This window comes from Mesorhizobium huakuii, from assembly GCF_030160235.1.
Taxonomy (GTDB): Bacteria; Pseudomonadota; Alphaproteobacteria; order Rhizobiales; family Rhizobiaceae; genus Mesorhizobium; species Mesorhizobium huakuii.
In genome coordinates this window covers 115551-128698 of sequence record NZ_BSNY01000030.1, presented here as the reverse complement: position 1 = coordinate 128698, position 13148 = coordinate 115551, and the positions used below count along the sequence as shown (strand labels likewise).

The following is a 13148-nucleotide window of genomic DNA, read 5'->3' as shown; positions in this document are numbered from 1 at the left end:
AAGGGCCATTTTCACTGCGGCTGCTTCAGCACGCCGATGATTGCCTTGCCGTCGGTGAAATAGGAATCGCCGCCGCCATTGCGGCCGGTCCTGGTGGCGCCGATGCCCGCCATTTCGCTGGTCGATGCCAGCAGACCGGCCGCGTTGAGGTCGCCGATCAGGAAGTCGCGTTCGGCGTCGATGTCGGGACCGATGTGATGGGTGATGGCGCCAGTGTCGTGGCTGAGGCCGACGCCGCGGTCGAAGCTGGCGGCCCCCAGCCAGAGCGGGCGGCCGTCGTCGCCGACGGCATCGGTCTGCCAGAAACGGACATGGTGGCGCCGGTCGGCGCTGTCGCCAACCGGCTTTTCGAAAGCGAGATCCTGGGCGCGGCCCTCGAACAGCAGGCGGCTCATCGGCGCATCAGGATAGGGGCGGGAAAACAGGACACTTTCGCCGATGTCGATGGCGGTTCTCAAGGTGACAGCGTCGGCAGTGTCCCAACCGGCGACGGCGAAGGCATGGACCACCTCCCTCTCGGTGCCGACAAGGCCGACATTGATCGGGTCGCCCGGAATGCCCTGCGGCGTGTGCGTCACCATTTCGAAGCGCTGGTCGCGAAAGCCGCGCTCCCGGAACGTCCAGAATTCGGGCGCCGCGACATAGGCGAGCGCCAGATAAGCGGCCAGCAAGGACGCCAGCCAGATTGTCACGCGTCGCCGAAGGCTTCGTTGGCTCATGAAGGAGGCTCGATCCGTACGGTATCTGTTGCCTGACGGTCCCTGGAAATCAATGGCCAGCGATGCGCAGCCGGTCTATCGTCGGCCATCGTTTTTGCGTGGGGGCGAGAATGAAGGGGAAACCGGCAGGCCGCGGACCGATGGCGTTGACCGCCGACCTTGTCGCGAGGGTCGAGCGCATCGAACCGGATCCCGGCCCCGAGCCTGGAACAGCCGAGCATAGCGACGCGGAGTTCGACGGCCTTGTCGAGCAAGTGTTGTCGCAATACCGGCCTGAAGCGCTGTGGGTGTTCGCCTACGGCTCGCTGATCTGGAATCCGGAATTCGTTCCTGTCGAGCAGCGCCCAGCCACGGCGCCGGGGTGGCACCGCTCATTCTGCCTGAAACTGACCCGCTGGCGTGGGACCCGCGAATTGCCGGCCCTGATGCTGGCTCTCGACCGCGGTGGCAGTTGCAACGGCATTGTTTACCGGCTGCGGGAAGATCATTTCGGGCAACTCGGCCAGTTGATGCGCCGCGAGATCGATGCCAACCCGCCAACCAATGTGCCGCGCTGGATCAAGGTCCGGACGAGGGAGGGTCCGCTACGCGCCCTGGCCTTCGTCGCCGCGCCAGATGGCAGGGCCTATGCAGGAAGGCTGCCGCCGGAGCAGGTCGCGGATACGCTGGCGCGGGCCGCCGGACATTGGGGTTCGTCGGCGCAGTATCTCTTCCGGACTGTCAGCAAGCTGGAGGAAAGCGGTATCCACGACCGGAACCTCTGGCGCATCCAGGATCTGGTGGCACGGCAAATCATCGCTTCCGCCGCTGGCGCAGAACCCGCCTGATCATTTGCTAGCGGCAGGCGCGATAGCCGTTCCTGCGGTTCTTGATGTCGAAATGGAAATGGTTGCGGTGGTCGTAATTGTAGCCGGGTCCGAGCACGGTGGTGAAATACTGGCAGCCGTCCGCGCGCACATTGTTGAGGAAGCCGCGCGTGCGGAAGGCGAACAGGCCGGGCTTGCGCACGTCGATGTCGTCGCCATTGTTGAGTTCGATGCTCATCACGTCGAGTGCGTTGCCCTTGCCGTGCTCGGATAAAACACCCTCGCCGGCGATGTTGCGGCAGGAATAGCTCGAGCCCTGGTGGATGGTCTTGACGCCGGAGAAGTAGCGCCAGCGGGCGGAGGGAACGAGTTCGTTCTTCGTCCAGGCGGCGAAGGTCGCGGCCATGTCGCAGGTCAGCGTCGCGGCCGGCTTCATTTCGACGCTGCCGATGGCCGTGACTTTTACGGGATAGTCGATGCCGCACTGGCCCTCATGGATCGGCGCCACATCGGCATAGGCGACATCAAGGCGCTTCAGCTGCTGGCGGCAGTCGATTTCGCTGGCCGGTATCTGTTCGACCGGCGACATCGGCTCATCCATGCGCGGATAGGCGGCCTGCGTCATGTAGGGATTGGACGGAACAAGCTTCTGCATGCCCGTATATTGCGGCACGGCCGAGGTTTGGGCGCCGACATCGACCGCCGGCTGCAACGACAGGACGCTGCCGGTGTTGCAGGCCGAAACCGCGGCCAACGCAAGACCGGTGGACAGCAGTGCCGCAGGTTTGAACCGGCGGAAGATGGTGAAAAACACGGCACGAAATTTGCCGGCCATGGGCGGAAATCCTTCTGGATATCCGGCATTTTAACGATCAAGGGTAAAGGAAAACTCAGCGCCCGCGTTCATGCCTGCGGCTGAATTGCGGCGGCCATCCTGCAGCTGCGTTTATTGGCAGAACGTGCCGCCATGCCGGCGTGGCTCGAGATCGAGGTGGAAGTGCAGCGCGTGGTCCGCGTCGGCACCCGGCCCGAGCACGGTCTTGAACGGACCGCAGGCGGCCTTGCGTACGGCGGTGAGGAATTTGGCATCCTTTTCAGGGGGCGTCGGACCGACCTCGACCTTTCTGCCGTCGGACATGGTGAAGCTGGCGATGTCGAGCGCGTTGCCGAAGGCGTGCTCCGACAGTTTCCTGGTGCCGTGGCGCGGGCGGCAGACGAAGGCCGATGCCTGGCCGATCGATTTGAGGTCGGCGCCGAATTCGGCTTTCGCCGCCGGTTGGATGACGTCGGCGGCAAACCGTGCCGCCGCCTCGGCCATTGGACAGTTGAGCTCCGTGCCGGGGGCAATGGCGATCGACTTGCCAAGGCTCTTAAGAACCAGGGGGTAGGGGATCGAGCAGCCGATTTCGGGATTGCTTTCCGCACTGTGCTCCTCGAATTCGACGCCGAGCGCCTTCAGCCGATCGCGGCAGGCGACTTCCCCGGCGGGCAGCTTTTCTCCGGGCCGGTCGGCCGAGCGCGGGTCGGGAAGCATTTTCTCATCGCCGGCATCCGCTGGTTTTGGCGGCGGCTGCGGGGCTATGGCAGGAGGCCCAACCTCTGGTTCCGTGGCGTCGGGCCTTTGTGTCGGGATCGGCACCTCGGCTGGCGGCTCCGGCTCGCTTTCCGTTTGGGTTGACGGCTTTCGGGCTGAAGGTTCGGGGGCTGACGGCTCGGGATGTGCCTGCTTTGCCTGACGAGCCTTTTCCTCATTGAGCTGGTTGGAGGCGTCAGGGGCCTTTGGACCTTCCGTCTTTTGCTCTTCCGCCGGTGCGGCGTTGGCCTTTGGAATGTCCGTGGGGCGCGGCTCTGGCAAGGGAATTTCGGCGGGCGAGGTTTGCTGCTCCTGCGTTTCCTGTGGCGTCTGTTTCGGCGCGATCTGCTGCCTGCCGCGTGATCTGCCGCGGTGCTTGCTTTTCGGCCTCAACGGCTGGTCGAGACGCTGTATCGACGACTGATCCATCCGAGGGGATAGCGGCTGGTAATGCCTGTGACGATGTCTGGCGTCGGCCGGCGTCGCCAGCAGGACCGCAGCCGCCAGAGGCAGCGCCAAGGTGCAAAGTCGGGAAAAGCTCAGCGTTGCCATCGCTCCGAAACGGCGCCGGCATGCCGAAGTTGCCTGGACGGACGCTTTCGGCCGATCACAATCGGTTACCGCAGCGTTACGCGCCGATCGCTTCGAGGCCTTCCTCCAGCCAGTCGGCGAGCAGCGGCATGCCAAGCAGGTACTTGGCCGTGCGCTTGTTGGCGCGTTCGCGCGCCGCCGTCACGGCATCCACCCATTCCGAGGCGTCGTAGTCGCCGCGACCGACCCAGGCGAGCGCGACCAGTTCGGCGGCTTCATCGACATTGAGGTCGTCGATCAGCTCGCGCAGTTCTTCCTCGGTCAGGTTTTCCGAACTTTCCTCGGCAAGGCCGTCATGGTGATGATTGTCGTGCGTGTCGCCGTCGAACTCGATCTCGTGTTCGGCGCCGTCGGCATAGTCCTCGTTGACGGCGGCACTCAGCGCCTTGGCCTTGAGGATGAACAGGCGCACGGTGTCGGGGCCGATCGTAAGATCCCAGTCCTTTTCAAGCCGTCGCTGCACGGGCCGCCTCCGTCAGTCGTTTGCCCGGATGATAGCGGATTTCCGGCCTCCGTCACCTGATGTTCTCCATGTGATTTTTTCCGGGATGAAACGCGGGGCGCTTAGCGTTAGTGTTGCATTCTCACCCCTCAAGGAGGCTTCGATGCATAAAAGAATGCTGATCCAGGCCGCGACTGCCCTCGTCGCGCTGCAGTTCTTCGCCGTCCCGGTGTTCGCGGCAGGCAGCAGTGGTGGCAGCGACCAGACCGTCACCCAGTGCAAGAAGGGAGAGGTCTGGGACAAGAAGAAGAAAAAGTGCGTCGCCCCCCAGGAAGGCATGCTGGACGATGACAGCATCTATGATGCAGGCCATGCGCTGGCGATGGCCGGGCGCTATGACGAGGCGATCTCGGTGCTCACCCTTGCCGCCAACAAGCAGGATCCACGCATTCTCAACTATCTCGGCTATTCGCACCGCCATTCCGGCCGTGTCACCGTCGGCCTCGGCTATTACGAGGAAGCGCTGCGCATCGACCCGAACTACACGCTGGTGCGCGAATATCTCGGCGAGGCGCATCTGCAGATCGGCGACCTGGCCGGCGCCCAGCAGCAGCTGATGGAAATCGAGAAGCGCACCGGCAAGGGCTCGCGCGAATACGGCATGCTGTCCGAGCAGATCGACCATTTCATGCGGAGTTGATCAGGCCCCCAAAGATTTACCTAAGCGGCCGCGAGCAATCGCGGCCGTTTTTTCATTGCCTCCTGCCTCATTAGCCGCCTCCTTTGGTGAAAGCGGGGATGATTTTTGCAAAACCGCTTTTTTGGGCGTGAAAAACCCGCGAAGATTGCTATATTGGGGCAAATTGCGGTGAAACGGTTCCGTTAGCCCGAGGCTGCCGGACCGTTTTCTTTTTGTACCCAACGACAAGGCTTCCCCCGAAACGCGGGGGTGGCGGCAGGAAAGGTCAGGCATCATGAACAAGGTCCCGATGACAGGCGAGGGGTTCGCGTCATTGAAGGAAGAACTGCGCTGGCGCCAGCAGGAAGAGCGGCCGCGCATCATCGAGGCGATCTCCGAGGCGCGCTCGCATGGCGACCTGTCCGAAAATGCCGAATACCACGCCGCCAAGGAGGCGCAGAGCCTCAATGAGGGCCGTGTCAACGAGCTCGAGGATCTCATCGCGCGCGCCGAGGTGATCGACGTCACCAAGCTCAGCGGCGACAAGGTCAAGTTCGGCGCCACCGTCGTGCTGGTCGACGAGGACACCGAGGAAAAGAAGACCTACCAGATCGTCGGCGACCAGGAGGCCGACGTGAAGTCCGGCCGCATCTCGATCTCCTCGCCGATCGCGCGGGCCCTGATCGGCAAGGAAGTCGGCGACGCCATCGAGGTCAATGCGCCCGGCGGTGCCAGGGGCTATGAGATCGTCCAGGTGCAGTTCATCTAGAGCGTTTCACCGTTTCATGGAAACGGCGAGCCGCTCTAACTCTTTGTTTTAACGCAATTCCCAAGGGAAAGCGCTACGCGCTTTTCCCGGGAAAACCGCTCACATTTTTCCTGGAATTGCTCTAGGGGATTTGGGCGCGGCTTCGCGTGGGTTGGCGCGTTTCAACCGGCGTCGGCGCCGCCCCTCATCTGGCTGCCGCCATCTTCTCTCCGTAAACGGGGAGAAGGACGCCGTCATCGATGATTTCGCCAATAGCCAGCGCTGCAAACAGCTTCTTTCTCCCCGTTTACGGGGAGAAATGCCCGGCAGGGCGATGGGGCAGCGCTGGCCTTTCCGATTGAATTGATTGAGAAAATCAACTCTTGGCAGCGCTGGCTTGACCAAGGGTCTGGCGCTCCAGCAACCTCTCCACTTCCGCCACGACCTCCACCGGCGCCAAATGTCCACCAGGCGCGGCCAGCAGTGTCGATGCGAATTGCCCCCGTGGACCCGTCAAACCCGGTTCCGTCGCCAAGAACACGGCAACCGTCGGCAGGCCGAAGGCGCTGGCGAGGTGGGTCAGGCCGGTGTCGGCGCCGATGACCAGCGTCGAGCGGCCGAGGATGGCGGCGATGTCGGCCAGCGGCGATTTTGGCACCACGACCGTGGAGGGCACGGCCCTGGCGATGGCTTCGGCGACTGATTTCTCACGTTCGTTCGACCAGGAGGTGACCGGTGTCATGCCACGCTCGACCAGCAGGCGGGCGGTTCCGATCCAGTCTTCAGCAGGCCATTTCTTGTCCTCGCGGCTGGTGCCGTGCAGCAGGAAGGCGGTTTTTCCGGTGATGCCGGCGAGGGCGCCGGGTGGCGGCACGATGCCTGAAGCGAGCGTCGACAGATCGGGCTGGTAGCCGAGCGCCAGCCCGAACAGCCGCCGCGTCCGCTCGATGGCGTGCAGGTTGCGCGGCACGCAGTAAGTGACGTCGTAGAACAGGGTCGCCGACGGTTCGCGCACGCTCGATCGGTCGAAGCCGGCGATCGGCGCGCGCGCCTGCCGCGCCACAAGGGCCGATTTCAGCAGACCCTGTGCGTCGATGACCAGGTCGTAGCGGCATTCGCGCAAGGTACGGCGCAGCGCGGCAGCCTCGCGCCAGGTGCCGCCCTTGAACAGCGCCTTGCGCCAGCGCCGGATTGCCACCGTGTGAATCCCATCGATCGCCGGGTGCAGGGCGACGATGCCGGCAAACGCCTCCTCGACGCACCAGTCGAAGGAAACGTCCGGCCGGTGCAGGCTGGCATCCTCGACGGCCGGAAAGGTGTGGATGACATCGCCCATGGACGATGTCTTGACGATCAGGACCTTCATGCCGCGGCCGGGATTTCCAGCAGCCGTTCCGCAGCCGCCACGACTTGCCCGACTTCCAATGTCTTCAGGCAGTTGAGATGGCCGAGCGGGCAGACCTTCTGGTGGCACGGCGAGCAGGACAGGTGCAGCCAGACCAGTTCGCGCCGCTCCGCCAGGGGCGGCGTGTTTTCAGGCGAGGTCGAACCATAGACGGCGACGATCGGCGTGCCGACGCCTGCCGCGACATGCATCAGCCCACTGTCGTTGGACACCGCCAGACTTGCCGCGGCGATCAGGTCGATGGCGTCCTCCAGCCGCGTCTGGCCGGCGAGGTCGACGACGCCTGGGGCAAGGGCTGCGATCTCCGCGGTGACATCGCGGTCGTTCTTCGAACCGAACAGGGCGACCTTCAATCCCTTGTCCATGAACTCGCGGGCAAGGCCGGCGTAGCTTTCGCTCGGCCAGCGCTTGGCCGGGCCGAATTCGGCGCCGGGCATCAATGCCGCGAATTTCTGCGGCGCCAGCCCGAAACGGTTGAGCAGGGCGGCCTGGTTGCCAAGATCCACGGTCAGATGGGGCGCGCGGAAACTGCCGCCCCTGGCAAGACTGAAATAGGCCTGCGCGGTGCGCCGTTTCACGGCGTCGGGCAGTGGCACGATGTCGGTCAGCAGGCCATAGCGCATCTCGCGCAGATGGCCGACACGGCGCGGAATGCGGGCAAAGAAGGGGATCAGCGCCGATTTCCAGCTGCCCGGCAGGACATAGGCCATGTCGTAGCGGCCGCGCAGCAGGCGACCGAAGCGGCGGCGATGGGTGAATTCCAGCGCGCCAGGCTTCAGCGGAAAGTCGATCTGCTGGCGGATCTCGGGCATGCGCTTGACCAGCGGTGCCGCCCAGGCCGGCGCCAGCACGTCGATCGCGGCGTTGGGATGAAGCTCCTTCAGCGCCGAGAACAGGCACTGCGCCATCACCATGTCGCCCACCCAGCGTGGGCCGATCACGAGGATCGTTGGGCTTTCAGCCATTCGACATAGTCTCTGACACCGGTTTCCACTGTCCGGAACTGGCCATTATAGCCGGCCGCGCGCAAGCGGGACATATCAGCTTGCGTAAAGCTCTGGTAGCTGCCCTTGAGGTGGTCGGGGAAGGGGATGTATTCAATCTCGCCCTTGCCCAGCGTATCGATGACGGTTTCGGCGATGGCGCGGAACGGCTGGGCGCGGCCGGTGCCGCAGTTGAAGATGCCGCTCGAGCCTCGCTTCCACAGCCACAGATTGACGTCGGCGACATCGCCGACATGGATGAAGTCGCGGCTCTGTTCGCCGGGGCCGAAACCGTCATAGGCGCCGAACAGTTTCGGATTTTCGCCGCGCTCGACCTGGTTGAACAGATGGAAGGCGACGGAGGCCATGGCGCCCTTATGCGCCTCGCGTGGGCCATAGACGTTGAAATAGCGCAGGCCGGCGACCTGCGAATGGTCGGTCTCGAAGACGGTGCGCCTGACATAGTCGTCGAACAATTTCTTCGAATAGGCATAGACGTTGAGCGGCCGCTCGAGCGCCGGCTCCTCGCGAAACTCCGAACCGCCGCCATAGACGGAAGCCGAGGAGGCGTAGAGGAAGGGCACGCGCAGCGCCTGGCAGGCATGCAGCAGCCGCTTCGAATAAGCAAAGTTCACCTCCATCATGAACTTGCCGTTCCACTCGGTGGTGGTCGAGCAGGCGCCCTGGTGGAAGACGGCCTCTATGCGGCCGAGCGCCCCGGCCTCGATGCGGGTTAAAAGATCGTCCTTGTCGAGATAGTCGGCAATGCTGAGATCGGCGAGATTGGCGATCTTGTGGCCGTCGGTGAGATCATCGACGACCAGGATGTCGTCATGGCCCTCGGCATTGAGCGTGGCGACGATGTTGGAGCCGATCATGCCGGCGCCGCCCGTGACGATGATCATGAAGGCCTCTGGTTGCTTGCGATTCCGGTCCTTATAAGGGAGCCCGGCCGGGCTGTCGACAAAGCAGGTCGTCGCTCCGCCTCACCTTTTCAAGTTTGTCTGTTTTGTCCATTTTATCTATTACGGGTAAAACGGAGTGTCGCATGAAACACTATCCATCAACCGATCTGAAACAGAATCTCGGCGACGTGCTTGCCGCTGCCAGCCAGCAGCCCGTCTCCATCACTCGTCACAACAAGCCCGCGATATGTCCTGATGAGCATTGAGGCTTACGAAGCTCGCTTTGGTAACGACAGCCGTAGCGTCTACGCTGCAGAGGACGCACCATCCGAAGATGTGGCGATGCTCGAGGAGTACGCTGCGGAATTGGACCGTGATTAGACCCGTCCCAGCGGACGTCCGGCGATATCCATATCTGTGGCATCGCCAACATGGAGACGGCGAGACCGAAGGCCGCAAGGCACGACCTGTCGCGTTCGTGGCCGTCCTTCCTGGAAAGGCTGGAGGGCACGAACCTTTTCATCCTCGCAATCACCTCCACGCAGCCGGGCCGTGATCGCGTAGCCGTTGGCGTTCCGGAAATTGAACGCCGCCGCGCCGGCCTTGACCCTATCCCTCTTTGGGTCATAGTCGACAAGTACAACCACGATATTCTGGAATCGTCGGCCTATTTCGAACCGGGTGCGCGCATCGGAGCCTTCAGTCCGTCATTCCACAAAAAAGTCATGTCGGCTTTCATTGCGGCTGTTCGCGCAGGCCAGTCCAAAGTCATCCCACGGGCTGACTGAACGGCCTGCAATCGGGCAGGGCAGGATCATGAGGGACAAAAATGCCGTCGACCGAACTGCTCATTGCGTTCTTCGCCACCACGGCGATCTTCGCCTATATCCCCGGTCCGGCCATGCTTTATGCCGCCGCGCAGACGATGGCGCGCGGGCGGTGGTCTGGACTGACAGCGGCACTCGGCATCCATCTCGGCGGCTATGTGCATGTCTTTGCCGCCGCCGCCGGCCTGTCGGTGCTGTTCCATGCCGTGCCGCCGCTCTACATGGCGGTCAAGCTGGTCGGCGCGCTCTACCTGATCTGGCTTGGCGTCTCGCTGTTCCGCAAGCGAGTGGAGGGCGACGTGGCGCTGCCCGCCATCGAGCGGAAATCGGCCCGCCGCGCCTTCTTCGAGAGCATCACCGTCGAGGTGCTTAATCCGAAAACCGCGATCTTCTTCATGGCGTTCCTGCCGCAGTTCATCGATGCCTCGGCGGCCTTTCCGGTCTGGCTGCAATTCGTCGTGCTGGGCACCATCGTCAATCTGATGTTCTCTTCGGCCGACATCGTCTGCGTGTTCCTTGCCGGCCTCGTCATCGGCCGGCTGCGGCGTTCGAGCCGGGCGCAGCGGCTGATGCAGCGGGCCGGCGGGGCCGTGCTGGTCGGGCTCGGCGTCCACGTTGCCCTGCAGAAGAGCTGACCCGGCGCCGCCGTTGCGCCGGTTCGAATTGCGGTATATCGGCAGGCATGAACGACCGCCAGCCGACACCCTATATGTTTCAGCGACTGTTTTTCCCCGCGCGTTGCCAGTGATATGATCAAGCACAATCCGCCTTCTCCCGAACCCTTGCACCGCGCCATTGCCCGCTTTGGCGGCGTCACCGTGCTGGTGGTCGGCGACCTCATCCTCGACCGCTTCGTCAACGGCGTCATCGAGCGGATTTCGCCGGAGGCGCCGATCCCGGTGCTGCATGGGCGCGGCGAGACCTCGGCGATGGGCGGCGCCGGCAATGTCGTGGCCAACATCGTCTCGCTTGGCGCGCGCGCCATTCCGGTTTCGGTGATCGGCACGGACACGGCCGGCGACAGCCTGGTGCGGATGCTCGGCGAGCTTGGCGCCGACACGGCCGGGCTTTCGCAGCAGCGCGGCCGCATGACCTCGTCGAAGAGCCGCTTCAGCGCGCTCAACCAGCAGGTGCTGCGCTTCGACGAGGAAGAGATCAAGCCCCTGGACGAGGCGGAGCGGGCAGGGCTGGTCCGGCATTTCCGCTCGGCACTGGCGGGAGCCGACATCGTCATCCTGTCCGATTACGGCAAGGGCATCCTGCTCGACGGCGTCGCCGCCGAACTGATCGCCATCTGCCGCGAGGCCGGCAAGCCGGTGCTGGTCGATCCCAAGGGCCGCGACTATGCCCGCTATGCCGGCGCGACCGCCATCACGCCCAACCGCAAGGAACTTGGCGAGGCGGTTGGCCATGCCGTGTTCGCCGATGACGAGATCGTGGCCGCGGCGCGCGAACTGATTTCGGCGCATGGTTTCGACTTCGTCGTCGCCACGCGCAGTGAAAAGGGCATGAGCGTGGTCGGCCCGGAAGAAGCGCGCCACATCGCCACCCAGGCGCGCGAAGTGTTCGACGTCTCTGGCGCCGGCGATACGGTGATCGCGACGTTCGCGCTGGCGCTTGCGTCGGGTGCCGATCCCGTCGCGGCGGCCTCGATCGCCAATGCCGCCGGCGGCGTCGTGGTGGGAAAACGCGGCACCGCGCGGCTCACGGTCGAGGAACTGACCGGCGCGCTGTTTCGCTCGCACGGACCGACCGCCCACAAGGACGCCATCCTCGACGCCGCATCGGCTGCGCGCATGGTGGCGGCCTGGAAGGAAGAGGGCCTCAGCGTCGGTTTCACCAATGGCTGCTTCGATATTCTGCATGCCGGCCATGTCAGCCTGCTGCACGCGGCGCGCAGCCAGTGCGACCGGCTGGTGCTCGGCCTCAACAGCGATGCCTCGGTACGGCGGCTGAAAGGGCCGGGCCGCCCGGTCAACGACCAGCATGACCGCGCCTGCGTGCTTGCCGCCCTTGCCTCGGTCGATGCCGTGGTGGTCTTCGAGGAGGACACGCCCCTGGCGCTGATCGAGGCGCTGCTGCCCGACATCCTGGTCAAGGGCGCGGATTATACGATCGACACCGTGGTCGGCGCCGATGTGGTGCAAAAGGCCGGCGGCCGCGTCGTGCTGGTCGATCTCGTCGCCGGCAAGAGCACCACCGGCACCATCGGCAAATTGCGTGCCGGCTCTACAAGCTGAGGTTTTGATGTCTGAACTGAACGACTATCTGGTCCGCTCGGCGGCCGCGATCACGGCGATGGTCGAGCGTGACCTGACCGGCGAGATGGAGCGGGCGGCGAGCGCCGTGGTGAGCGCGCTTTCATCGGGCAAGGCCCTGCTGATCGCCGGCAATGGCGGTTCGGCCAGCGACGCCATCCATATAGCCGGCGAACTGGTTGGCCGTTTCCTCAAGGAGCGCAAGGCCTACAATGTCATCGCGCTGCCGGCCAATGCAGCAGTGCTGACCGCCTGGGGCAATGATTACGGCTTCGACACGGTGTTCTCGCGCCAGGTCGAGGCGCATGGTTCGGCCGGAGGCGTACTCCTGGCGATCTCGACCAGCGGCAACTCGCCGAGCATTCTCGCCGCCGCCGAACAGGCGCGGATGATGGACATGACGGTGATCGGCCTGACCGGCGACACCGGCGGCAAGCTCAAGCCGCTGTGCGACATCCTGCTCAACGTGCCCTCGACCTCGACGCCGATCATCCAGCAGGGGCATCTGTGCCTCTACCATCATCTCTGTGAAGTGGTCGAAGCGCGCCTCTCGAATGGCTGACACGACGCAGGCGCCGCATCCCCTAACCGAGCCGGGTGTGTGGATCGAGCGGATCGGCGCCCGGGTTTTCCCGCCGCATCCGCCGGCGTTGTTCCTTGACCGTGACGGCACCATCAACGTCGATACCGACTATCCCAGCGACCCGGCGGAGATCGTGTTGCGCGACAATATCGTGCCGGCGATCGCGGCCGCCAACCGGGTCGGGATTCCGGTTGTCGTGGTCACCAACCAGTCCGGCATCGCGCGCGGCTATTTCGGCTGGAGCGCCTTTGCGGCGGTGAATGGCCGGGTGCTCGAGCTGTTGGGCGATCAGGGCGTGTTCGTCGACATGGTGCTTGCCTGCGCCTACCACGAGGCCGGTGTCGGGCCGCTCGCCATCCCAAATCATCCCATGCGCAAGCCCAATCCGGGCATGCTGGTCGAGGCGGGCAAACGCCTTGCTCTCGATCTCCAGCGCTCGCTGATCGTCGGCGACAAGTTGGCCGATATGCAGGCGGGAGAGCGCGCCGGTCTGGCGCAGGGCTGGATGGTCGACGGCGAGGCGGAGGTTCAGCCCGGCTTCGCCATCAGGCCGCTGCGGAACAGCAGCGACCTCGGTGACCTGCTGGCAGCCATTGAAACGCTCGGCCGGGACAATCGCTCCTGATCCA

Annotated in this window: 17 protein-coding genes; 9 read left to right on the top strand and 8 right to left on the bottom strand. The window is 64.2% G+C overall.

The window, feature by feature from the left end:
• Positions 1-11: 11 nt before the first annotated feature.
• Entirely contained in the window at positions 12-719 is a 708-nt protein-coding gene (locus tag QQK95_RS16530) for an LssY C-terminal domain-containing protein (RefSeq protein WP_284274534.1), read from the bottom strand.
• A gap of 110 nt (positions 720-829) precedes the next feature.
• Here QQK95_RS16530 and QQK95_RS16525 point away from each other — a divergent pair, with 110 nt between their 5' ends.
• Positions 830-1546 (top strand): gamma-glutamylcyclotransferase, encoded by a 717-nt coding sequence (locus QQK95_RS16525; protein WP_284274532.1) that lies wholly within the window; start codon positions 830-832, stop codon positions 1544-1546.
• Between the two features lie 7 nt (positions 1547-1553).
• Here the strand turns inward: QQK95_RS16525 and QQK95_RS16520 are convergent, their stop codons facing one another.
• The 3 genes from QQK95_RS16520 to QQK95_RS16510 all read right to left on the bottom strand — a co-directional run bounded on the left by QQK95_RS16520 (position 1554) and on the right by QQK95_RS16510 (position 4152).
• Positions 1554-2360 carry an extensin-like domain-containing protein gene (locus tag QQK95_RS16520; protein ID WP_284274530.1) on the bottom strand — a complete coding sequence of 269 codons (807 nt, stop codon included), beginning with the start codon at positions 2358-2360 and terminating at the stop codon, positions 1554-1556.
• Positions 2361-2471: 111 nt separating this feature from the next.
• Positions 2472-3059, bottom strand: coding sequence for an extensin-like domain-containing protein (locus QQK95_RS33525; RefSeq protein ID WP_407660557.1), 588 nt, complete (start codon positions 3057-3059; stop codon positions 2472-2474).
• Between the two features lie 667 nt (positions 3060-3726).
• Positions 3727-4152 (bottom strand): DUF3775 domain-containing protein, encoded by a 426-nt coding sequence (locus QQK95_RS16510; protein WP_284274528.1) that lies wholly within the window; start codon positions 4150-4152, stop codon positions 3727-3729.
• A 142-nt stretch (positions 4153-4294) separates the two neighbouring features.
• Between QQK95_RS16510 and QQK95_RS16505 the strand changes: the two genes are divergently transcribed.
• Positions 4295-4831: a tetratricopeptide repeat protein gene (locus QQK95_RS16505; protein ID WP_284274527.1), complete on the top strand. Its 537-nt coding sequence runs from the start codon at positions 4295-4297 to the stop codon at positions 4829-4831.
• Here the strand turns inward: QQK95_RS16505 and QQK95_RS16500 are convergent, their stop codons facing one another.
• Complete coding sequence (locus QQK95_RS16500) at positions 4832-5107, bottom strand: hypothetical protein (RefSeq protein ID WP_284274525.1); 276 nt, start codon at positions 5105-5107, stop codon at positions 4832-4834.
• Here QQK95_RS16500 and greA point away from each other — a divergent pair.
• Positions 5106-5579, top strand: a complete 474-nt coding sequence (greA, locus tag QQK95_RS16495; RefSeq protein ID WP_008877613.1) for a transcription elongation factor GreA — start codon at positions 5106-5108, stop codon at positions 5577-5579. The genes QQK95_RS16500 and greA overlap by 2 nt on opposite strands.
• A gap of 355 nt (positions 5580-5934) precedes the next feature.
• Here greA and waaC read toward each other — a convergent pair whose 3' ends face one another.
• From waaC to rfaD, 3 genes are read right to left on the bottom strand one after another with little or no spacing between them, the layout of a single operon-like run.
• Positions 5935-6924, bottom strand: a complete 990-nt coding sequence (gene waaC / locus QQK95_RS16490) for a lipopolysaccharide heptosyltransferase I (RefSeq protein WP_284274515.1) — start codon at positions 6922-6924, stop codon at positions 5935-5937.
• Complete coding sequence (gene waaF, locus QQK95_RS16485; RefSeq protein ID WP_284274513.1) at positions 6921-7928, bottom strand: lipopolysaccharide heptosyltransferase II; 1008 nt, start codon at positions 7926-7928, stop codon at positions 6921-6923. Before waaF ends, waaC begins: the two co-directional genes overlap by 4 nt.
• Positions 7901-8851: an ADP-glyceromanno-heptose 6-epimerase gene (gene rfaD, locus QQK95_RS16480; protein WP_284274511.1), complete on the bottom strand. Its 951-nt coding sequence runs from the start codon at positions 8849-8851 to the stop codon at positions 7901-7903. The genes waaF and rfaD overlap by 28 nt, the downstream gene beginning before the upstream one ends.
• Before the next feature lie 143 nt (positions 8852-8994).
• On the opposite strand from rfaD, the gene QQK95_RS16475 reads away from it, so the two are divergent.
• The 6 genes from QQK95_RS16475 to gmhB all read left to right on the top strand — a co-directional run bounded on the left by QQK95_RS16475 (position 8995) and on the right by gmhB (position 13144).
• On the top strand, positions 8995-9117 hold the full coding sequence (locus QQK95_RS16475) for a type II toxin-antitoxin system Phd/YefM family antitoxin (protein ID WP_284274509.1): 123 nt from the start codon (positions 8995-8997) through the stop codon (positions 9115-9117).
• A 165-nt stretch (positions 9118-9282) separates the two neighbouring features.
• A complete protein-coding gene (locus QQK95_RS16470) occupies positions 9283-9639 on the top strand; it encodes a hypothetical protein (RefSeq protein ID WP_284274507.1) in 357 nt (118 codons plus the stop codon).
• A gap of 41 nt (positions 9640-9680) precedes the next feature.
• Positions 9681-10313, top strand: coding sequence for a LysE family translocator (locus tag QQK95_RS16465; protein WP_172349016.1), 633 nt, complete (start codon positions 9681-9683; stop codon positions 10311-10313).
• A gap of 114 nt (positions 10314-10427) precedes the next feature.
• On the top strand, positions 10428-11918 hold the full coding sequence (gene rfaE1 / locus QQK95_RS16460; RefSeq protein WP_284274503.1) for a D-glycero-beta-D-manno-heptose-7-phosphate kinase: 1491 nt from the start codon (positions 10428-10430) through the stop codon (positions 11916-11918).
• Positions 11919-11925: 7 nt separating this feature from the next.
• Positions 11926-12498, top strand: a complete 573-nt coding sequence (locus QQK95_RS16455; protein WP_284274501.1) for a D-sedoheptulose-7-phosphate isomerase — start codon at positions 11926-11928, stop codon at positions 12496-12498.
• The gene (gmhB, locus tag QQK95_RS16450) at positions 12491-13144 is read left to right on the top strand and encodes a D-glycero-beta-D-manno-heptose 1,7-bisphosphate 7-phosphatase (RefSeq protein WP_284274499.1); all 654 of its coding nucleotides are present in this window, start codon (positions 12491-12493) and stop codon (positions 13142-13144) included. Before QQK95_RS16455 ends, gmhB begins: the two co-directional genes overlap by 8 nt.
• Positions 13145-13148 lie beyond the last annotated feature (4 nt).

Coding starts and splice junctions, on each gene's coding strand:
- rfaE1 (WP_284274503.1), top strand. CDS start 10,428: ATGATCAAGCACAATCCGCCTTCTCCCGAACCCTTGCACCGCGCCATT.
- QQK95_RS16505 (WP_284274527.1), top strand. CDS start 4,295: ATGCATAAAAGAATGCTGATCCAGGCCGCGACTGCCCTCGTCGCGCTG.
- QQK95_RS33525 (WP_407660557.1), bottom strand. CDS start 3,059: ATGCTTCCCGACCCGCGCTCGGCCGACCGGCCCGGAGAAAAGCTGCCC.
- QQK95_RS16525 (WP_284274532.1), top strand. CDS start 830: ATGAAGGGGAAACCGGCAGGCCGCGGACCGATGGCGTTGACCGCCGAC.
- greA (WP_008877613.1), top strand. CDS start 5,106: ATGAACAAGGTCCCGATGACAGGCGAGGGGTTCGCGTCATTGAAGGAA.
- waaC (WP_284274515.1), bottom strand. CDS start 6,924: ATGAAGGTCCTGATCGTCAAGACATCGTCCATGGGCGATGTCATCCAC.
- QQK95_RS16520 (WP_284274530.1), bottom strand. CDS start 2,360: ATGGCCGGCAAATTTCGTGCCGTGTTTTTCACCATCTTCCGCCGGTTC.
- QQK95_RS16475 (WP_284274509.1), top strand. CDS start 8,995: ATGAAACACTATCCATCAACCGATCTGAAACAGAATCTCGGCGACGTG.
- QQK95_RS16455 (WP_284274501.1), top strand. CDS start 11,926: ATGTCTGAACTGAACGACTATCTGGTCCGCTCGGCGGCCGCGATCACG.
- rfaD (WP_284274511.1), bottom strand. CDS start 8,851: ATGATCATCGTCACGGGCGGCGCCGGCATGATCGGCTCCAACATCGTC.
- QQK95_RS16500 (WP_284274525.1), bottom strand. CDS start 5,107: ATGATGCCTGACCTTTCCTGCCGCCACCCCCGCGTTTCGGGGGAAGCC.
- waaF (WP_284274513.1), bottom strand. CDS start 7,928: ATGGCTGAAAGCCCAACGATCCTCGTGATCGGCCCACGCTGGGTGGGC.
- gmhB (WP_284274499.1), top strand. CDS start 12,491: ATGGCTGACACGACGCAGGCGCCGCATCCCCTAACCGAGCCGGGTGTG.
- QQK95_RS16530 (WP_284274534.1), bottom strand. CDS start 719: ATGAGCCAACGAAGCCTTCGGCGACGCGTGACAATCTGGCTGGCGTCC.
- QQK95_RS16470 (WP_284274507.1), top strand. CDS start 9,283: ATGGAGACGGCGAGACCGAAGGCCGCAAGGCACGACCTGTCGCGTTCG.
- QQK95_RS16465 (WP_172349016.1), top strand. CDS start 9,681: ATGCCGTCGACCGAACTGCTCATTGCGTTCTTCGCCACCACGGCGATC.